Here is a 21,393-nt window from a genome sequence, read left to right as displayed (position 1 = left end):
AAATAAATATGCACAACAATTTAGTTATTCTTGCGGGCGGAGCATCTTCCCGTATGAAAAAAGAAGCCATTTTAGATAATTTATCTCCAGAAGAAATTGCACAAGCCAATGAAAGAAGTAAAGGTTTAATTGGAGTCGGAGCAAGCGGAAGACCTTTACTGGATTATCTTTTATTAAATGCTAAAAAAGCGGGTTATAAAAACATCTATATTATTATAGGAGAACAAGGTGAGTTGTTTAAGGAATTTTATGGAAACCAGAATGAAAATAACAATTTTCACGGGCTTACTATTTCTTTTGCTGTTCAATATATTCCTGAAGGCAGAGTGAAACCTTTTGGTACTGCTGATGCCTTGTTTCAGGCAGTAGAACAATTTCCGGAATTAAATACACAGGAATACTCCGTTTGCAATAGTGATAATTTGTATTCGGCGAAAGCTTTACTGGCGTTAAGAGAAACACAAAGTCCAAATGCTTTTATCAGTTATGATCGCGATGCTTTAGAATTTCCTTCTGAAAGAATTTCACGTTTTGCTATCGCCAAATTAGATCAGAATAATCAATTATTGGATATTTTAGAAAAGCCTACAGCAGACGACTTAGAACATTATAAAGACGTTGAAGGAAAAATAAGAGTGAGTATGAATGCTTTCAAGTTCAATGGAAACACTTTGTATACGCATCTTAAAAATTGTCCTGTAAATCCGGAAAGGGATGAAAAAGAATTACCGACAGTACTTTTGAATTCGGTTAAAGCAAATCCCAATACAACTTTAGGTATTCCTTTTTCTGAGCACGTACCAGATTTAACGGCTAAAGAAGATATTGCAGATGTAAAAGAATATCTAAAGAAGCATTATCCGGTTTTAGACTGGAATGTTTAACAAATATTAACACAAAATTGATATTTAAAGTAGTAATAGGTAGCGTATGTTATCTAATTTTTGCTTTACTTTGCAAAAAAAACGCAAAAAAGTGTATTTAATTTGCAAAATTGTCGCAAAAGTGTTGGTGCTATTTTAGATGGATAAAAGTATAATCTATTAACAATCAACCAAAAAGTATTATGTCAAACATTGAAAGTATCATACAAGTAGAAAAAAGGAGTGCAATTCTTCCGATGGTTATCCTGACCGCATTATTTTTTATTCTCGGATTTGTAACCTGGTTAAACGGTCCTTTAATTCCATTTTTTGAGTTAGCTTGTGAGCTTTCTTCTTCACAGGCTTACTTTGTAACTTTTGCCTTTTATATTGCCTATTTTGTAATGGCAGTTCCATCATCATGGGTAATCGAAAAAGTGGGATACAAAAACGGTATCTCTTTAGGATTATTGATCATTGCATTTGGCGCATTCATGTTTTATCCTGCTGCAGGAAGCCGTACGTTTTTACTGTTCTTAATAGCACTTTTTGTAATGGGAACTGGTTTGGCAATTTTACAAACGGCTGCGAATCCTTATGTAGTAGTTATTGGTCCAAGAGAAAGTGCAGCAGCCAGAATAAGTGTTTTAGGAATCGCCAATAAACTCGCTGGTTTTTTGGCGCCACTTATTTTGACAGCATTGGTTTTGTCTAATATGCAGGAGTTTACAGCCGATAAAATTGCGATACTGGATTCCGTTTCAAAAGCAAATGCTTTAAATTCTCTTGCATTACAATTACAAAGACCTTATCTTTATATGGGATTGATAATTACGGTGTTAGCTTTGTTAGTTAAGCTTTCTCCGCTTCCTGAAATTGATTTGGATGAAGAAGGAAATATCTCAAATTTGAGTATTTTCAAACAAATTAAAAACGCCTTCAGACGTCCTCAATTGGTTTTGGGAGTGATCACTTTAATGTTGTATTTGGCTGCCGAAGTTTTGGCTGGAGATTCAATTGGAGGCTTCGGAAAACAATTAGGAGTGTATGGAGAGGAAGGAAATTTTTATTTAAAGTTGACTTCTTTTACTATGTCAGCAATGGTTGTTGGATATATTTTAGGAATAACGTTGATTCCGAAATATCTATCGCAGGTTACGGCTTTAAAAGGTTCAGGGATTTTAGGAATCATTTTGGTTTTAGCAATCGTTATTATTTCACCAAAATTAACGATTCAATTGCCTGGAGTTCCAAATTTGCCAATTGTAATTCTTTTAGTAGCATTACTTGGTTTGGCAAATGCACTTTGCTGGCCGGCAATTTGGCCAATGGCTCTTGAAGATTTAGGAGGATACACTAAAATAGGAAGTGCTATTTTGATTATGGGAATTATCGGTGGAGCTATTTTTCCTTTATTATATGGATTAATTACAGAAACTATAAATACATCAAATATTGCAGCTGGAACTCAGGGTGTTTCAAGAAGCGGAAATCAGCTTGCGTATTTAATGCTATTGCCATCGTATATAATGATCCTTTTCTATGCGGTTAAAGGTCATAAATACAGAAAATGGTAGAATAAACTAGAGAAATTAAATAAAAACTATATCATGTTAAAAAGTAAAATCGACAAAGCAACAGGATTCGAAAAACGATTCGAAAACATCAACACGGTTGTTTTTGAAAATTCTTCTGATGCTTCAAAAGCCGTTGCTCAGGAAATTGCGGCTTTAATTCAATCCAAACAAAAAGAGAATCAACCTTGTATTTTAGGTCTTGCAACTGGTTCTTCTCCAAAAGGATTGTATGCAGAATTAGTTCGTTTGCATAAAGAAGAAGGATTGAGTTTTAAGAACGTAATCAGTTTTAATCTGGATGAATATTATCCGATGGAACCAAACTCAATCAACAGTTATGTTCGTTTTATGAAAGAATTACTGTTTGATCATGTCGATATTTTACCTGAGAACTACCACGTTCCAGACGGACTTTTAACAAAAGAACAAATCGCAGATTATTGCCACGATTATGAAGCTAAAATTGAAGCTTTAGGTGGAATCGATTTGCAGATTTTAGGAATTGGGGGAAACGGGCATATCGGTTTTAACGAATCTGGGTCGCTTCAAAACTCTAAAACGCGTTTAGTCGCTTTGGATCATATTACAAGAGTTGCGGCAAGCAAAGATTTCTTCGGATTAAGTAATACACCAAGAACGGCAATAACGCTTGGGGTGAAAAAAATCATGGAAGCTAAACAAGTTATTTTGATGGCTTGGGGAGAAGGGAAATCAAACATTGTGAAAAAATCGGTAGAAGATGAAGTGACGAATCGAGTGCCAGCTTCATTTTTGCAGGAACACAACAACGCCGTTTTTATTTTAGATAAGGAAGCTTCTTCAAAGCTAACCAGAATCAACAAACCTTGGTTAGTAGAAAAAGTAATCTGGACAGATAAATTGACGCGTAAAGCGGTTTTAGGATTGGCGCTTCAACTTAAAAAACCAATCTTAATGCTAACTGATGCTGATTATATCGAAAACGGAATGAGTGATTTATTGGCAGATTCAGGTCCTGCTTATGATATCAATATCAAAATCTTTAATAAACTTCAGAATACTATTACAGGCTGGCCAGGTGGAAAACCAAATGCAGATGATTCAAATCGTCCGGAAAGAGCTGAACCGGCTAAAAAACGTGTATTGATTTTCAGTCCACACCCTGATGATGATATTATTAGTATGGGAGGAACTTTCATGCGTTTGCAGGAGCAGGGACATGAGGTGCATGTAGCATATCAGACTTCAGGAAATATCGCTGTAGCGGATGATGAAGCATTACGTTTTGCAAGATTCGTTATTGATTACAATGAGAAATTCGGAATTAAAAGTGCGCAGGCAGATGATATTTACCAAAAAGCTGCCACCTTTTTAACTAATAAAAAGAACAGCGAAATTGATATTCCGGAAGTTCGTTATATAAAAGGATTGATTAGAAAAGGAGAAGCAAGAGCAACGAGTCATTTTGTTGGATTGACAGACGATCAGATTCATTTTATGGAATTACCATTTTATGAAACCGGAACAATCGAGAAAAAACCACTTGGAAAAGAAGATATTCAATTGACGATGGATTTGATTGAAAAAATAAAACCACATCAAATTTATGCAGCCGGTGATTTAGCAGATCCACACGGAACACATAAAGTATGTCTGGATGCTATTTTTGAAGCTGTAAAAGCCTTGAAACCAAAATCATTCATGGATGATTGCTGGTTATGGTTGTACAGAGGAGCTTGGCAGGAGTGGGGAATTGATGAAGTCGAAATGGCGGTACCAATGAGCCCGGATCAGGTTTTGGCAAAACGTCATGGAATCTTCAAACACCAATCTCAAAAAGACGGTGTTGTTTTCCAGGGAACCGATGCAAGAGAATTTTGGCAAAGAGCTGAAGACAGAAACGCAGAAACAGCAGCTTTGTACCAACAATTAGGTTTGGCAACTTATGCGGCTATGGAAGCTTTTGTGAGATGGCATTATTAAGATTCTGAGTTGCTGAGATTCTAAGATTTATATTCGTGGCGTTTTTTTTTAATCTATCCTCTAAAAAGTATAAAAAGTACTGAAATAATCATAGCTTTGTACCAACAAGAAGCAAGAAAGAGAATAAATCTATATTCTTTTCTCTTGCTTCTTTCTTCTTTAAAAAATGGAACAAGACAAAAAACTTCTCATAAAATTAGCTCATACCAAAATGCCTTTCGGGAAATACGAAGGTCGTTTTTTAATTGATTTACCTGAATATTACGTGGTCTGGTATCACAATAAAGGGTTTCCCAATGGAGAATTAGGACAGCAATTACAGCTTATTTATGAATTAAAACTTAATGGATTAGAAGAATTAATTCGAAATATTAAGAAGCAATACCCCAAACCAATTAAATAGTAGGAAAAATCTTTGGTAGTTTGATTTTTTTTATTTAAGTTTGATATATATAATATTATAATTTTTAAAAACTAATTGATACCACAGAATTCAAGACTGAATTTGTAAATGTGTACAAGTCAATATTTTGAAATTATAATACACATCAAAAAAATATTATAATTTTTAAAAACAAATTGGCACCACAGAATTCAAGACTGAATTTATAAATGTGTACAGGTCGATGTTTTAAAATTATAATATTTTTTTTGCTTAAACTTTCCTGTAAAACTTATAATTTAGGAAGAAAGTGAAATAACTTTGCAATCATTATTAAATTAGAGAGTAATAATTAGTCTCAATTTAAATACATTCTTCAAAAATAATACTAATAAATCCTTAAAATTATCGATTACAAAACCAAGTAATCGATCTAATTAAAATTTTGCAAATTATCTCATTCTCTTATTGACAAATTATCTAATTAAATTTGTACTTTTGCCAAGTTTTTTACACAACTACAATACAAACAACAACAGAATGAATCAAACAAAATATATTTTTGTTACAGGCGGTGTGACTTCTTCATTAGGAAAAGGAATTATTGCGGCATCTTTAGCAAAATTGTTACAAGGAAGAGGATACCGTACAACTATTCAAAAATTTGATCCGTATATCAATGTAGATCCGGGAACATTAAATCCCTACGAACATGGTGAGTGTTATGTAACAGATGATGGTGCTGAAACGGATTTAGATTTAGGTCACTACGAGCGTTTCTTGAATGTTCCTACTTCTCAGGCAAATAACGTTACTACAGGAAGAGTTTATCTTTCAGTTATTGAGAAAGAAAGAAGAGGGGAATTTTTAGGAAAAACAGTTCAGGTTGTTCCTCATATTACAAACGAAATCAAAGACAGAATGCAATTGCTGGGTAAATCTGGCGATTATGATATTGTTATTACTGAAATTGGTGGAACAGTTGGTGATATTGAGTCTTTACCTTATATCGAGTCTGTTCGTCAGTTGGTTTGGGAATTGGGCGAAAATAACGGAATTGTTATTCATTTAACATTAGTTCCTTATTTGGCTGCAGCAGGTGAGTTAAAAACAAAGCCGACACAGCACTCTGTAAAAACTTTGATGGAAAGTGGTATCAAAGCTGATATTTTAGTTTGTAGAACAGAGCATGAACTTTCAGATGAATTACGTAATAAATTAGCATTATTTTGTAATGTAAAAAGAGAAGCTGTAATTCAGTCTATTGATGCTTCAACAATATATGAAGTTCCAAATTTAATGCTTGAAGAAGGATTAGATGTGGTGGCTTTGAAAAAATTAGATTTACCTAAAAAAGCAGCTCCTGATTTAAAAAACTGGAATACTTTTTTACGCAGATTAAAAAATCCAAAACATACTGTTAATATCGGTTTGATTGGAAAATATGTAGAAATGCAGGATTGTTACAAATCTATTTTAGAGGCGTTTATTCATGCTGGAGCTTCAAATGAAACAAAAGTAAATGTAATTTCTATACATTCAGAGCATATTAATAGTGATAATGTTGCTGAAAAATTAGGGCCTCTTGATGGAGTTTTAGTTGCTCCTGGTTTTGGTGAAAGAGGAATCGAAGGAAAAATTGAAGCGGTTCGTTACGCAAGAGAAAATAATATTCCATTTTTCGGAATTTGTTTAGGAATGCAAATGTCTGTTATCGAATATTCAAGAAATATTTTAGGTTACGCTGAAGCGAATTCTACAGAGATGAATGAGAAAACAAAACATCCTGTGGTGAATTTGATGGAAGAGCAAAAAACAATTACAGACAAAGGCGGTACAATGCGTCTTGGGGCTTGGAAATGTGATATTAAACCAAACTCACTAGCACATAAAATCTACGGTCAAAAAACGATTTCAGAGCGTCACCGTCACCGTTATGAGTATAATAATACTTATAAAGATGAATTGCAGAAAGCTGGTTTGATTGCTTCCGGAGTTAATCCTGATACCGGGTTAGTAGAAATTATAGAACTTGAAAATCACCCATTTTTTATTGGTGTACAATACCATCCTGAATACAAAAGTACGGTTGCAAATCCGCACCCAATTTTCGTAAACTTTGTGGCTGCTGCAGTTATTGCGCATAAAAAATAATAATTAATATTCTAAAGGGATGTAACGTTTGAGTCGAACTCATTACTAATAGCCTTTAACGAATAACTTTTTTAAATTAATAATGGAAGAAAAAAAATTTGATCTTAATTCAATCATTGGTTTTGTATTGATATTTGGAATTTTGATTTGGATTATGTACCAAAATCAACCTTCAGATAAGGAAAGTGCTGCTGAAAAAGCCAAGAAAGAATTAGTTGCTAAGCAAGAAGCTCAGGCTAAAGCTGATAAAACTAAAACAGCTGTTTTACCTGTTGCCGCTGCAACACCTGGTGATACGGTTCAATTGGCAAAATTGCAACAAACTTTAGGTGGTTTTGCTTATTCAGCTACACTTCCTTCTGCAAAAGAAGGCTTTACAACTATTGAAAACGAAAAGATGATACTAAAAATCGCCAATAAAGGTGGTTATATAGTTGAAGCTAAGTTGAAAGAATTCAAAAGATTTGAAAAAAATTCTGGACAGTTAATAGAATTGATTAGAGATAATAATTCGAATTTAAATATTCAATTACAAACGACAGATAACAGAACGTTAAATTCTAAGGATTTATATTTTGAACCAACGTTAACTAAAAATGGAGCAGATCAAATTCTAACGATGCGTTTAAAAGCGGGTGCAAACGAATTTTTAGAATATAAATATATCTTAAAAGCAAACGATTATTTAGTTGGTTTTGATATTCGTTCTCAGGGATTAAATAAAGTCTTAAATTCTTCTAAACCATTAGATTTGCAATGGGATTTAAAAAGCTACAGAAACGAGAAAAGCGTTTCTATTGAAAAGAGATATGCTCTGTTAGAATATGAATATGGTGACGAAAAATACAGTTCAGTAAGTGATGGTGTAGGAAAAGAAGATACTCCTGAAAAAGTGAGTTATATAGCTTTTAAACAGCACTTTTTCACTGCTATTTTAGCAACTGACAAACCATTCGAAAAATCTAAATTGCAATCTGATGCGTTAATTAAAGATGAAGTTATCGACACCACATTTGTAAAGCAATTTAGAGCGACAGTTCCTTTAGCTTTTTCTAATGGAGAAGTTGATTATAAGATGCACTGGTATTTTGGACCATCTGATTACAAAACTTTAAAATCATACGATAAAAACTTCGAAAAAATTATTCCATTAGGTTGGGGAATTTTTGGATGGATTAATAAATGGATTTTCATTCCATTATTCGGATTCTTAAGCTCTACAATTGGATTGTCATTAGGAATTGCAATTATCATTTTTACCATTATTATCAAATTGGCTATGTCGCCAATTACATATAAATCATTCTTGTCACAGGCTAAAATGAAAGTTTTGCGTCCTGAAATTACAGAGTTGGGAGAAAAGTTTAAAAAAGACCCAATGAAGAAACAACAAGAAACAATGAAATTGTACAACAAAGCAGGAGTAAACCCAATGGCCGGATGTATTCCAGCCTTGATTCAGCTTCCTTTTATGTATGCATCATTCCAGTTCTTTCCATCAGCTTTTGAGTTAAGACAAAAAAGTTTCCTTTGGGCAGACGATTTATCATCTTTTGATGCAGTAGTACAATTACCATTTAATATCCCATTATATGGAAGTCATATTAGTTTGTTCCCAATTTTGGCAGCAATTGCGATTTTCTTTTACATGAAAATGACATCTGGAGATCAACAAATGGCAGCGCCTCAGCAAGAAGGTATGCCGGATATGGCTAAAATGATGAAAATCATGATTTATGTTTCGCCATTAATGATGTTGATTTTCTTCAATAGTTATGGTGCTGGTTTGAGTTTGTATAACTTTATTTCAAACTTAATTACTATTGGAATTATGTTTGTAATCAAAAACTATATTGTTGATACAGATAAAATTCACGCTCAGATTCAGGAGAATAAATTAAAAGAGCCTAAAAAACAAAGTAAGTTTCAACAACGCCTTCAGGAAGTTATGGAACAACAAGAGGCTGCAAAAAAGCAAGATAAGAAGAAATAATATTTCTACACATATAAAAAAAACCGCTATTTTAAAACAGCGGTTTTTTTGTGCTTAAAAATTTGGTAATAAAACTTTATCAATTACATGGATAATTCCATTTGCACATTGAACGTCTGTAGCAACAATATTACTTACTCTGTCGCTGGCATCAGTAATTTTTGCTCCGCCAGTTAGGCCAATTGTAAAATTTTGTCCGGCAAATGTGCTCACAACTTGTCCGTTTGTTAATGCGGTTGATTGTACATTTGCTCCAGCAACAACATGATATTTTAAAGTGGTCTCTAAAACATTCGCAGGAATAGCAGCAAGTCCGGAAAATCCAGTTTCAGTTAAGAAACTTGTAAAAGCCGCATTTGTGGGAGCAAAAACAGTAAACGGTGAACTAGCTGTTCCTGATAGTATTCCTGCAAAACCAGATGAAGGATTGAAAGTTAAAGCTGCAACAAGGGTAGTGAAGTTTTTATTGGCTACGGCATGATTAACAATAGTAGGTAATCTGATAACGCCGTCAACTATATGAATAATTCCGTTTGATGCTTCAACATCTGCAGTAGTGACTGTTGCTCCACCATTTGTTTTTCCACCATTGATATCGACACCAGAGCCTTTTTCAAGATACATACTTATGGTATTTGAAGATGAAGCACTTCTTTTTGATAAAGTCTTTACATATCCCGTGGTAATTTCTGTCGATTTTACTTTCGTAATTAAAACATGATTTAATAATATTTCTTTTAGAGCGGGAACAGGAACTGCATTTAAATTGGCATAACCATTGGCAGTTAAAAATACACTAAAAGCGGTATTAGTAGGTGCGAAAACGGTATAATAACCGGAAGTGTTCAGTGTGGTTGCCAAATCAGCTTTTTCAAGAGCCGCAACCAAAGAGGTTAGATTAGGATTTGCTTTCGCAATAGAGACGATCGTTTGGGGTTGTTGAGATGAATCATCATCATCATTGTTACATGAAATACTGACGAAAGCAATTAATGCCAATAAAGCAATTAATTTAATTTTGATTGTTTTCATAAATATTGATTTTTTGTTTGTTATTGCTAAGTTATCTATTTTGTTTAACAATTTGTAAAAAAGATTAAACAATTATTTATTTTAATATTAATTTAACTTTTTTGTTTAATGGATTTAATATGTTGGTTTTCAGTATTTTTTAATTGTTTTGTTGTTTTTTTTGTACTTCCTTGTTTTTTTGTGAGTCACAAAAGTTAAACAGAATTTAAATTTGATTTTAATTAAAAAAAGCGCAATTAATGTTGAAATGATCCTACTTTTGTAAATACTAAAAAGTAATTTTTGCTGTTATATAGAAAAACGAATTATGAGAAAATTTTGGATTTTATTGTTAATAAGCGCTGCTGTCTTTTCACAAGATTTCAATAAACTTGATACTAATGGAAAGAAAGACGGAGTTTGGAAAGGAACTTACGAATTTTCGAAACGCCCGCGTTATGAAGGAGCTTTTAGCCACGGAAAAGAAACTGGACTTTTTAAGTTTTTCGATGATACTAAAAAAGGAGATGTTGTTGCAACACGGGATTTTACTTCTAATGACGGAAGTTCGTACACTATTTTTTATGATCAGAATAAAAATAAAGTAAGTGAGGGAAAAGAAGTAGGTAAAGCACGTGAAGGCGAATGGAAGTATTACCATAAAGCTTCGAAAGTTGTTATGACACTTGAAAATTATAAAAATGGAAAGCTGGAAGGTGTAAGATCTGTTTTTTACCCGGATTCTAAAATTGCGGAAGAAATGACGTATAAGAATGGTTTAAAAGAAGGAACTTATAAAAAATACGGCCAAAACGCATTGCTTCTAGAACAAAGTACCTATAAAAATAATGAATATAACGGAGAAGCTGTTTTTTACGATTCTGATGGAGTAATGGCTTCTAAGGGAAAATTTTTAAATGGAAAGAAAGTTGGAATGTGGCAGTTTTACCTAAAAGGAAAGTTAACCAAAGAAGTAAATATGAGCGATCCAAAAAGCAATTATAAAGCCGATTCAAAACCTAAAATGGAATAATAGTTCTCGAAATTGCTCGAGTAAAAAGAATTTTTTTGCCACGAATTCACGAATTTAAATATTGATTTATAAATTCGTGAATTCGTGGCAAACTTTTTTCTAAATTTGATTAGCTAATACTTTGATTAAATGGATTTAAACGAGCTTATTGGAAGGTTTTTATTATTGTTTTTCTCAATTTTGATTTTGTATTTTTCCTCCAACAGAAAGGATAACGAAACTATAAATCCATTGATGGTAATTGTTGGTCTTTGTACTTTTTCTCTTTGCTATTTATTCACCAAAATAGAAATTGGAGTAGGGATTGGTTTTGGATTATTTGCTATTTTTTCAATTCTAAGATTCAGAACACAGTCTTTTACCGTAAATGCGATTATTTTTCTTTTTGCGACAATCACACTTTCTATTTTAGACATAATGTATCCGTATGAAAAAATTGAGGTGTTATTGTTTTTTCAGGTTATCATTATCGGATTTTATATTTTTGCTTCAATTTTAGTAAATAAAAAAGCTTCTAAATATTTGAATGTTGTTGATGTCAAAATTCCTTTGGAAGGAGATTTTTCATTGGAGCACAAAAGGATTAGTCAATCGGTACAACAAAAAATAAATGTTGACGATTTTGATTTTAAAATCATCCTTATCAATACAGTTTCGAATGAAATAGATTTGCAGGTTTTCTATTGATTATTCGTTAAAAGGACGGACCTGCTTAATATATAAATCACGATTTTCTCCAACAATTTTAAATTCAATATCAACCGGATTTAATCTGTTCTTTTTCCAGTACCGATTCATTTGAGTTTCGATTTTTTGACTGACAAGATTCAATCTGATCATTTCTTTTCTGCTTAACAAAGGCTCATTATTGTTCAGATTGGAATTTGATGTATAATCGACATTAAACTCTTCATCTTTAGTTTGGGTTGGTAAATAATACGCAGTAAATTGTTCGCATATTTCTCCTTTTTCAGGCTTAACAACTGAATTTTCTCCCTTTTGAATATTAACGGTAATACCGGGAAAATTTTTTCTGAAGATATTTTGGGTAATGATGACACCATTGGCTATTTCATCAGGAAAAGATCGATGCACCAAAACACCCATGGCAATACTTTGCTGATCGATTCCGAAAAGTTCTCTTTCAGTATATGATCCTTCATTCCACACGCTTGTCCATACTTGTTTGATTGCTTTTTCGAATGTTTTTATGCTATCACCTAAAATCCCGGTTTTGGAATCGTAAAGACCAGCGCCATTAAAATCATCTAAATCTTCAGCATTGGTTGACGATCTGAATCTGAAATTTTTAAAAGCTGCATTTTTAAAAGTTTCATTTAGTTTTTCAATTAAATTAGGATCAATTGGTTCTTTTTTTATGGCGTCGCGAATCTTTTTTAATTGATGATTGATCCAGACTGTAGAATCTTTGTGTTGATTAGTCAAAAGCTCATTAATTAAAGATGAAATTGATTTTTTCTGAATATGTTGTGTATAGAAATAAAACGGAATGGCATGAGCATCTTCCGGTGTTTTAAAAGAGATTTCTTTTGCTATAGCAATCAGGTAAGCCATATTCTGTGCTTTTGAACCTATAAAATTGACGCCTTTTTTCGGAATTGAATTCAGATCAACTAAATCTGTAACACTATTGTCAACAACCAATAACTTCTTTTTTGAAATGCTTTTTTGTACTATTTTTTTAGTGGTTTCTTTGATGTAAAAAGTATCAATTTCAATTTTTAATTCTACCTTCTTTGAAATTATTTTTTGGATATTATTGTCCTTCAAAACAGTAGTATAGGCCATAATCGGAATTTTTCTGTTTTTACCTAAAAGAACCAAATGACTTAATGGTGTTTGTAGTTCATTCACAATAATTCCTCTTACATCGGGTAAAATATCTGGTGTTCCATCCAAAATTATGATTTCATCTCGGTTTGGCTGAACCTTTTCCAAATCCTTTATTTTGTATTGTTTTAGAACGCCAACAGTGCTTCCTGAAACGACTTCCTGATAGGTGATATCATTAAAAATGTAATCTGATTTTACACACGGAATTTTGAATTTATTTTGTTGAAACCATTCCATTTTTTCAAGATTATTCAAATAAAATTTTAAATCGGGGCCAATAAAACTGGATTTTAAAATTAAATTATAAAAAATCTCAATTAACGGAATGGGCATACGATCTGAAGCTGCTAATTCAAAAATCCATTTCTCAGTTCCTTTGATGTGATTTAGATTTCCTAATAAATAGGTCCTGTCCTTTTCTGTATCGCTATAATTTTCTTTATTAAAAACATCTACTTCTTGGTCATAACTTAAATAGTTGGTTACAAAGTCATAATGATGAGAAATTAATGTACTATTGAAATAATACATTTTTTTAGATTTCAGATCATAAACAATTTTTACGGATTCGATATTGGAGAATTTATCTGATAAAGGTTTACCTCTGAATGCCTTGTACGCTTCGTAATTAGACAAAGTAGCGCTGTAATTTTGAGCACTCAATGAAGTAACTAGAAAGAGAAAAATAAAGCTGTAAACAAATTTTTGCATGACATTTTTATTGATGATTAAAAGTAATTAAAAAAAACGATAGGTTTTGTCTACTATGGGATTATATAAACTAATCAAAACTGCCAGAATTATCTAAAATATGGTTTATCTTTGCACCCTTGTAAAAATATAAACAATTTAGAATGAAACGTGTAGTAGTTGGACTTTCTGGTGGAGTAGATTCGAGTGTTGCAGCTTATTTATTGCAACAACAAGGATACGAAGTTATTGGCCTTTTTATGAAGAACTGGCATGATGACTCGGTTACTATTTCTAACGAATGCCCATGGTTAGAGGATAGTAATGACGCTTTACTGGTTGCTGAAAAACTCGGAATACCGTTTCAAACTGTCGATTTAAGCGAAGAATACAAAGAAAAAATCGTTGATTATATGTTCAACGAATATGAAAAAGGGAGAACTCCAAATCCTGATGTACTTTGTAACCGCGAAATCAAATTTGATGTTTTCATGAAAATTGCCTTAAGTCTTGGTGCTGATTATGTGGCAACAGGACATTATTGTCAAAAAAGTGAAATTGAAGTAGATGGAAAGCCAGTCTATCAATTGATTGCCGGAGCTGACAATAATAAAGATCAATCCTACTTTTTATGTCAATTATCACAAGAGCAATTGGCAAAAGCTTTATTTCCAATTGGTGCTTTAACTAAACCGGAAGTGCGTGAAATCGCTGCCGAAATGGATTTGGTAACCGCTGAAAAGAAAGATTCTCAAGGATTATGTTTTATTGGAAAAGTACGTTTACCGGAATTTTTGCAACAAAAATTGCAGCCTAAAGAAGGTAAAATTGTTCAGATTGATAAAAATGACCCAATCTACAATATAGAAAAACCAGTTGGTTTATCATTAGAAGAGGAGTTAAAATTAGAAGCTCAAAAACGTGCTTATCTTCCAACAATGGGGAAAGTAGTTGGAAAACATCAGGGTGCTCATTATTTTACCATTGGACAAAGAAAAGGGTTGAACGTTGGTGGAACAACAGATCCGTTGTTTATTATTGCAACTGATGTTGAAACCAATACTATTTATACAGGCTTAACGAGCAATCATCCGGGATTATTCAAAAAAGCTTTATTTATTGAAAAATCTGAAGTGCATTGGATTCGCACAGATTTAGCCTTAAAAGCTGGTGAAACAATGGAAGTGATGGCAAGAATTCGTTACCGTCAGCCTCTGCAAAAAGCGACTTTGCTTCAGTTTGAAGATGGAATGTACGTTCATTTTGATGAACCACAATCTGCTATTACTGAAGGTCAGTTTGTTGCCTGGTATTTCGATGATGAATTAGTTGGTTCGGGAGTAATTTCTTAGCTTTATACTTTTTTACGGAGGTTTTTCCTCTAAAAAAAGTATACTATGAAATACTATTTTACGTTTGTTTTATTGTTTATTTTTTCTGCGATGTTTTCGCAAGAAGACGCATGGGTTTATTTTAAAGATAAACCAAGTTCGCAAGTATTTCTAGATAAGCCTTTAGATATGCTAACTCAGCGTTCTTTAGATCGAAGAACGAATCAGAGTATTCCTCTGGCTGATAGTGACGTTCCTATAGAAAAAAGCTATATCAGTCAAATAAATGCAAGTTCAGGAATTACCATTATGGCAAAGTCAAAATGGTTAAATGCACTTCATATCCGAGGAACTCAAGCTAATATTTTGGCACTTAAATCATTTTCATTTGTTGATAAAGTTTCATTTGCGAATAAGGCATTAAATACAACAGCTAAAAAGGTTTCAGTGCATAAAGAATCTCAGACAAACGACAAACTGAAAACTACTATTGATTATGCTTACGGAAATTCTGCAAGTCAAATACAAATGTTGAACGGGCAAGCTTTACACAAGCAAAATTATACTGGCACCGGAAAAATTATTGCAGTTTTAGATGCTGGTTTTCCGGGTGTAAACATAGCACAGCCTTTTCAAAATTTGCAAACCAAAAATCAAATTTTGGGTGGTTATGATTTTGTTAACCGAAATGCCAATTTTTATACAGGAGATGATCACGGAACTTTAGTACTCTCGACTATGGGTGGTTATAAAGAAAATGCATTAGTGGGTACAGCTCCTGATGCTTCATATTACTTATTTATAACAGAAAATGATGCTTCTGAGAACCCGGTTGAAGAATCGCTTTGGGTAGAAGCGGCTGAAAGAGCAGATAGTTTAGGAGTAGATATTATCACTACTTCATTGGGATATTTTGAATTTGATAATGCCAATTATAGTCATACTTACAGTGATATGAATGGCAGTACCAATTTCATTTCTCGTGGCGCAGAAATCGCTTTCAGTAAAGGAATAATCGTGGTAGCTTCAGCAGGAAATGAAGGAAGAACAGCTGAACCTCATATTGGAGCGCCGGCCGATGCGGTTTCAGTTATAACAGTTGGTTCTGTTGATTCAGCAAAAATAAAATCTAATTTCAGTTCGATTGGCCCTAGTTTCGATAATCGAATAAAACCTGATGTGATGGCCCAGGGGACCGCTACTGTTGTTTCTAATGCTTCGGGTACGATCGGAACTTCTAACGGAACTTCATTTTCATGTCCGGTAATGGCTGGAATGATTGCATGTTTATGGCAAGCTTTTCCAACGAAAACAAATAAGGAAATTAGGCAAATACTTTTGGAGATTTCGGATCGATATGCCAATCCAAATAATGATTACGGATATGGGATTCCGAATTTTGGATCTACTTTAGGAGTTGAAAATTTTCTGGCTTCTTCTGATTTTTCAATGTTTCCGAATCCAGCTAAAACTTTTGTTTCTTTTTCTTTTTCAAGTGAAAATTATGAAGCATCAGTCTCAATTTACTCCGTTTTGGGGCAAAAATTAATCGAAAAACAAATTACAAATCAAAACCCAATTCTTTCTGTCGAAGCATTAAATAGTGGACTTTATTTCTATACTTTTGACGCCGAAGGTTTGCATAAAACCGGAAAGATAATCAAACAATAAGAACCTGCCTGTATGAATAAAATTACCCAACTCTTCAATATAAAATACCCAATAATTCAAGGCGGAATGATCTGGAACAGCGGTTATAAACTCGCCTCTGCAGTAAGTAACTCAGGAGGCTTAGGTTTAATTGGTGCTGGTTCAATGTATCCCGAAGTATTAAGAGAGCACATTCAGAAATGTAAAAAAGCGACTGATAAACCTTTTGGCGTTAATATTCCGATGTTATATCCAAATCTTGAAGAAATTATAAATATCGTGGTCGAAGAGGGCGTGAAAATCGTTTTTACTTCGGCAGGAAATCCTAAAACCTGGACTTCTTTTCTTAAGGAAAAAGGAATTACAGTAGTTCATGTAGTAAGTAGTAGTGTTTTTGCCTTAAAAGCGCAGGAAGCAGGAGTAGATGCTATTGTTGCAGAAGGTTTTGAGGCTGGCGGACACAACGGTCGTGATGAAACTACAACATTGACTCTGATTCCGATGGTGAAAGAAAAAATTCAGATTCCGATTATTGCCGCTGGTGGAATTGCTACAGGAAGAGGCATGTTGGCTACAATGATTTTGGGTGCTGATGGCGTTCAGGTTGGAAGCCGTTTTGCAGCATCAATAGAATCTTCTGCGCACAATAATTTCAAAGAAACAATAGTTAAAGTAAAAGAAGGAGATACACAATTAACTTTAAAGGAGTTAGCCCCGGTTCGATTGGTTAAAAATAAGTTTTATCAGGATGTTCAGGAATTGTATGAAAAATGCCCTTCGAAAGAAGATTTAGTACAGCTTTTAGGTCGTGCCAGAGCCAAAAAAGGAATGTTTGAAGGTGACCTTGATGAAGGAGAACTTGAAATTGGACAAATTGCCGGACTCATTCACGAAATTTTGCCTGTTGAACAAATTATTCAACAAATGATGAGTGAATTTGAGGTGGCAGCCAAAGAAAAGGCTAAATTTGAGTTTTAATTATCCCCAAGAAATACAATATGAATTCATTACGAACCTACATACTATTACTTTTTCTGGCATTTGGTCTGCAACAGGTTCAAAGCCAGTCTTATCAGTTTAAAACATCGGGATTTAGTGTTTTAGAAAAAAACGAAAGAGGAAAATGGGGCGATTGGTCGAATCTTGATTTAGTGAATTTATCGGTAATTCTGGATACTAACAAACATCGAATTGTAGTTTATTCGCAGGAAATTCAACTTTTTAATATTTTAAGTTATATTGAAAGAGAAGAGAACGATACTGATGTCGTTTATTCTTTTATGTGTAAAGATAATGATGGGCGAGAGTGTAAGTTGTCTATCATTACACGTAAAAAGCAAGAGTATCGCAAACAGCTTTACATTAACTATGACGATCATATTATTGTTTATAATCTGTCTAGTGTATAGCTATCTTCACAGCGCTTTACCTGAAATAGAAAACCCGATAGTTTTCAAAACCGGATCGGGCTTGTTATTAAATGTTTTTTAAATCGGTATTTTAGGGCTTTCGGAATTACTCTATATCCTTAATAAACTCATCATACTCTAAATAAAACATTTCAAGAGAATGCATTTTCTCATTAAAGAAATCAAAAATAGCATCCCAATTATTTCGGTTGCTAAAGCCTAATCCTGTTTTTTCAACCCAGATTCGGCTAATAGTTTTACCACTTTCTAAGGTGTAATTTTTCTCGTAAACTAAATCCTTAACAAATTCTTCTTCGAGAATATTTTTTAAAGCTTCTATTTTTTCAAAATAAGCTGTTCTTTTTTCGTCACTCCTGTGTTCGATATCAATTAAAACCTGAGCTTTTTTGTTATCAACGAAAAATTTAAAAGAAAAGTCTTTTATTTTAGTGTCATAAAGAACCCATTTGCGTGGATATTTCTCGGCGAAAGCCACCCAAAATTCTCTTTTTATTTTTTGTGATTCTTCTTTACTGTACATTTTTATAGGCTTTGGTTCCGGAAAACTTGTAAAACCGCGTTTTCTGGACTATATTTATATTTTATTTGAAAATACAAAAATAAACTTTGAATATGGATTTTCAAGATTTTTTACAATATGTTCCTAATTTAATTCCAGTTGAATTGCCGGCTACTTTGGCCCACATAAAGATGGCTCCAAAAGGACGCATTGAAGAACTTAAAAATTTTGATATAGCAACCAAAACTCCAAGAATTGCCGCAGTGATGATGTTGTTTTATCCTAAAAATGAGGAAACACATTTGGTTTTAATTGTTCGGAATGCTTATAATGGCGTTCATTCCTCTCAGATAGCCTTTCCAGGAGGTAAATATGAAATTTCAGATGTCAATTTTGAAGAAACAGCACTTAGAGAAACAGAAGAAGAGGTTGGTGTATCATCTGAAAAAATTGAAATAGTTAAGCATTTTACTCCTATGTATATTCCGCCAAGTAATTTTTTAGTACATCCCTTTTTGGGAATTGCCAAAGAAGAACTTTCATTCTTTCCCGATATCAGAGAAGTAGCTGATATTATAGAATTGCCGTTGTCCGTCTTTTTGGATGATGAAATTATTATCGAAACCACATTGTCAACTTCTTACGCTGCAAATGTTTTAGTTCCGGCATTTAATATTCAAAATCATGTTGTTTGGGGAGCGACCGCGATGATATTGAGCGAACTAAGAGAAGTTCTGAAAATAACTTTTGAGGAAAATTCGTAAAAATGAAAAATTAATGATTTGATATTCATTATAATAACAATTTATTTCCGAAATTGCTTATTAGTATTGCTAAAAGAATAATTTTTGTATGTTTGCGACCTAACAAAAAAATACAATAAGCACTTATGGGATTGTTTAAACGAAATCCTTTTGGACATATATTATTCATCAAGAAATGGTTAATCCGAATCTTGGGCTCTATGACGCACCGCAGATACAGAGGTTTTAATGAATTGCAGATTGAAGGATCCGAAATTATTAAAACTTTGCCGGATAATAATGTGTTGTTTATTTCGAATCACCAAACCTATTTTGCTGACGTTGTAGCAATGTTTCATGTCTTTAACGCAAGTTTAAGCGGACGTCAGGATACTATTAAGAATATTGGTTACTTATGGCAACCCAAAATGAATATCTACTATGTTGCTGCAAAAGAGACGATGCAAGCGGGTTTATTACCAAGAATTTTGGCTTACGTTGGTGCTATTACAGTAGAAAGAACATGGCGCGCTAAAGGTGTTGATGTTACTGAAAAACGTGAGGTAAATCCAAATGATACTGAAAATATTAGAATTGCACTTGAAGATGGTTGGGTAATTACTTTTCCGCAAGGAACTACAAAGTCTTTTAAGCCAGTTCGTAAAGGAACAGCTCATATTATCAAACAGCATAAGCCAATTGTAATTCCGATTGTTATTGACGGTTTCCGTCGCTCATTTGACAAAAAAGGATTACGAATGAAGAAAAAAGGGATTCTACAATCTTTTATAATCAAAGAACCTCTTGATATTGATTATGAAAACGATACTATTGAAGAAATTGTAGAAAAAGTTGAATATGCTATCGAACAACATCCGTCATTCTTAAAAGTTATTCCAGCCGAAGTAATTAAGGCAGAGGAAGAACTTAACGAAATGAGAAGATGGAGTTATAAGGAAAATGAAAATTAGATTTATAAATAATTTATCAGGTTTGATGAAAACTTAGGAAGTTAGTTTTTCTTAAGATGCTTAAAAGAAGCCTTTGAACCTTTGCCTCTCTGAACCTTTGTGCCTTTTTTAAAAATCAATTTTTTTCAACTCTTTATAATTAGCATATAATCTTCGCAATAGCGTTCCGTAAAGTAAGCGGTAAAAACACCAGAAGAGCCCAAAAAAGGCGCAGGAAACTAATAATGCTATCCCAAAAGTTATAAACATAGCTCTGCCATTTGCAGCTAATTTTTCTCTTATAAAAGCCATATCAGGATTATATACAAAAGCGACAAAGAAGCTTAATATAGCTATTATAACAATCATTCCCAAGTTATACCAAACATAGTACTGCACGGTTTTTCGAGTTCTTAAAATAGCACTCATTAGTGATTTGGTGGCAACAGTTGTTGAAATTGTGGTGTAGTTTTTATAGAAAATAAATACGAAAATCAATCCTACTAAATAATTTAGGTAAGTCAGATATTCAAGTGCATTGACAATTTCCGGATGATTGATTTTTTGCAAAGCATCATCAGTATTAAGGAATAAGTTTGAAAAAGTCCAAAACGAAATCTCCAAAATACTGATTATCAAAATCCACTTCACAATAGAAGATGATTTTTTGTGAATCATTTTGTAGATTTCCTGTTCAGAAATTTGTTGAAAAGAATCCGAGTTCTTTTTCCAGTCTTTTTTTAATAAATCCAGTTCTTTCATAATAATTTTTAAGGATTTAGTATTTTTTTAAGTTTCCCCTTAATTCTGTTCATTTTCACGCGCGCATTCACTTCGCTGATCCCTAGGGTCTCTGCTATTTCTTGATAATCTTTGTCTTCTAAATACATAAAAACTAATGCTTTTTCGATGTCATTAAGCTGATAAACGGCTTTGTACATCAATTTAATCTGTTCTTCCTCTTCATAGTTGTAATCAACATCTTTTACAAAATGCTGATGACTTTCATATTCTACGGTCGATATGGTTCTTTTGGTTTTTCGGTATAAGGTAATGGCGGTATTTAAAGCCACACGATACGTCCAGGTCGAAAATTTACTGTCACCCCTAAATTTAGGATATGCTTTCCAGAGCTGAATGGTAATTTCCTGAAACAAGTCCTTGTGTGCATCTTCGCCAGCAGTATACAATCTACAAATCTTGTGGATTATATTCTGATTAGCCTTCAATTGCGCAACAAATGACTGTTCTAAATTTTCGCTCATAAAGTA

Annotated in this window: 19 protein-coding genes; 14 read left to right on the top strand and 5 right to left on the bottom strand. The window is 33.2% G+C overall.

Going from position 1 to position 21,393, the window contains the following annotated elements:
* The first annotated feature begins 8 nt into the window (after positions 1-8).
* The 6 genes from Q7C23_RS08325 (at position 9) to yidC (ending at position 8,931) form a co-directional block, all read left to right on the top strand.
* Entirely contained in the window at positions 9-884 is an 876-nt protein-coding gene (locus Q7C23_RS08325; RefSeq protein ID WP_375032073.1) for a sugar phosphate nucleotidyltransferase, read from the top strand.
* A gap of 182 nt (positions 885-1,066) precedes the next feature.
* Positions 1,067-2,440, top strand: a complete 1,374-nt coding sequence (locus Q7C23_RS08320; protein ID WP_375032072.1) for a sugar MFS transporter — start codon at positions 1,067-1,069, stop codon at positions 2,438-2,440.
* 33 nt (positions 2,441-2,473) lie between these two features.
* On the top strand, positions 2,474-4,402 hold the full coding sequence (gene nagB / locus Q7C23_RS08315; RefSeq protein WP_375032071.1) for a glucosamine-6-phosphate deaminase: 1,929 nt from the start codon (positions 2,474-2,476) through the stop codon (positions 4,400-4,402).
* A 166-nt stretch (positions 4,403-4,568) separates the two neighbouring features.
* Positions 4,569-4,805 (top strand): DUF3820 family protein, encoded by a 237-nt coding sequence (locus tag Q7C23_RS08310; protein WP_155100644.1) that lies wholly within the window; start codon positions 4,569-4,571, stop codon positions 4,803-4,805.
* A gap of 519 nt (positions 4,806-5,324) precedes the next feature.
* Positions 5,325-6,938, top strand: coding sequence for a CTP synthase (locus Q7C23_RS08305; protein ID WP_375032070.1), 1,614 nt, complete (start codon positions 5,325-5,327; stop codon positions 6,936-6,938).
* Between the two features lie 82 nt (positions 6,939-7,020).
* Entirely contained in the window at positions 7,021-8,931 is a 1,911-nt protein-coding gene (gene yidC, locus Q7C23_RS08300) for a membrane protein insertase YidC (protein ID WP_375032069.1), read from the top strand.
* A gap of 54 nt (positions 8,932-8,985) precedes the next feature.
* Here the strand turns inward: yidC and Q7C23_RS08295 are convergent, their stop codons facing one another.
* Positions 8,986-9,963, bottom strand: a complete 978-nt coding sequence (locus Q7C23_RS08295; RefSeq protein WP_375032068.1) for a fasciclin domain-containing protein — start codon at positions 9,961-9,963, stop codon at positions 8,986-8,988.
* Between the two features lie 307 nt (positions 9,964-10,270).
* Here Q7C23_RS08295 and Q7C23_RS08290 point away from each other — a divergent pair, with 307 nt between their 5' ends.
* Positions 10,271-10,975 (top strand): toxin-antitoxin system YwqK family antitoxin, encoded by a 705-nt coding sequence (locus tag Q7C23_RS08290; protein WP_375032067.1) that lies wholly within the window; start codon positions 10,271-10,273, stop codon positions 10,973-10,975.
* A gap of 129 nt (positions 10,976-11,104) precedes the next feature.
* A complete protein-coding gene (locus Q7C23_RS08285; protein WP_375032066.1) occupies positions 11,105-11,662 on the top strand; it encodes a DUF4956 domain-containing protein in 558 nt (185 codons plus the stop codon).
* Here Q7C23_RS08285 and Q7C23_RS08280 read toward each other — a convergent pair whose 3' ends face one another.
* A complete protein-coding gene (locus Q7C23_RS08280; protein ID WP_375032065.1) occupies positions 11,663-13,540 on the bottom strand; it encodes a PEP/pyruvate-binding domain-containing protein in 1,878 nt (625 codons plus the stop codon). It abuts the gene before it with no gap.
* 143 nt (positions 13,541-13,683) lie between these two features.
* Between Q7C23_RS08280 and mnmA the strand changes: the two genes are divergently transcribed.
* From mnmA to Q7C23_RS08260, 4 genes are read left to right on the top strand one after another with little or no spacing between them, the layout of a single operon-like run.
* A complete protein-coding gene (gene mnmA / locus Q7C23_RS08275; RefSeq protein ID WP_375032064.1) occupies positions 13,684-14,871 on the top strand; it encodes a tRNA 2-thiouridine(34) synthase MnmA in 1,188 nt (395 codons plus the stop codon).
* Between the two features lie 45 nt (positions 14,872-14,916).
* Positions 14,917-16,521: a S8 family serine peptidase gene (locus Q7C23_RS08270; protein ID WP_375032063.1), complete on the top strand. Its 1,605-nt coding sequence runs from the start codon at positions 14,917-14,919 to the stop codon at positions 16,519-16,521.
* 12 nt (positions 16,522-16,533) lie between these two features.
* On the top strand, positions 16,534-17,478 hold the full coding sequence (locus Q7C23_RS08265; RefSeq protein WP_375032062.1) for an NAD(P)H-dependent flavin oxidoreductase: 945 nt from the start codon (positions 16,534-16,536) through the stop codon (positions 17,476-17,478).
* A gap of 20 nt (positions 17,479-17,498) precedes the next feature.
* Positions 17,499-17,909 carry a hypothetical protein gene (locus tag Q7C23_RS08260; protein WP_375032061.1) on the top strand — a complete coding sequence of 137 codons (411 nt, stop codon included), beginning with the start codon at positions 17,499-17,501 and terminating at the stop codon, positions 17,907-17,909.
* Between the two features lie 106 nt (positions 17,910-18,015).
* Here Q7C23_RS08260 and Q7C23_RS08255 read toward each other — a convergent pair whose 3' ends face one another.
* On the bottom strand, positions 18,016-18,450 hold the full coding sequence (locus Q7C23_RS08255) for a DUF4268 domain-containing protein (protein WP_375032060.1): 435 nt from the start codon (positions 18,448-18,450) through the stop codon (positions 18,016-18,018).
* 92 nt (positions 18,451-18,542) lie between these two features.
* Here Q7C23_RS08255 and Q7C23_RS08250 point away from each other — a divergent pair, with 92 nt between their 5' ends.
* Both Q7C23_RS08250 and Q7C23_RS08245 read left to right on the top strand, forming a co-directional pair.
* Complete coding sequence (locus Q7C23_RS08250; protein ID WP_375032059.1) at positions 18,543-19,193, top strand: NUDIX hydrolase; 651 nt, start codon at positions 18,543-18,545, stop codon at positions 19,191-19,193.
* Between the two features lie 125 nt (positions 19,194-19,318).
* Positions 19,319-20,143 carry a lysophospholipid acyltransferase family protein gene (locus Q7C23_RS08245; RefSeq protein WP_375032058.1) on the top strand — a complete coding sequence of 275 codons (825 nt, stop codon included), beginning with the start codon at positions 19,319-19,321 and terminating at the stop codon, positions 20,141-20,143.
* A gap of 108 nt (positions 20,144-20,251) precedes the next feature.
* Here Q7C23_RS08245 and Q7C23_RS08240 read toward each other — a convergent pair whose 3' ends face one another.
* Positions 20,252-20,884, bottom strand: coding sequence for a hypothetical protein (locus tag Q7C23_RS08240; RefSeq protein ID WP_375032057.1), 633 nt, complete (start codon positions 20,882-20,884; stop codon positions 20,252-20,254).
* An 8-nt stretch (positions 20,885-20,892) separates the two neighbouring features.
* On the bottom strand, positions 20,893-21,387 hold the full coding sequence (locus Q7C23_RS08235; RefSeq protein WP_026982022.1) for an RNA polymerase sigma factor: 495 nt from the start codon (positions 21,385-21,387) through the stop codon (positions 20,893-20,895).
* Positions 21,388-21,393 lie beyond the last annotated feature (6 nt).

Source organism: Flavobacterium sp. LAR06, assembly GCF_041946075.1.
GTDB lineage: Bacteria > Bacteroidota > Bacteroidia > Flavobacteriales > Flavobacteriaceae > Flavobacterium.
This window is presented reverse-complemented; position numbering and strand designations above follow the sequence as displayed.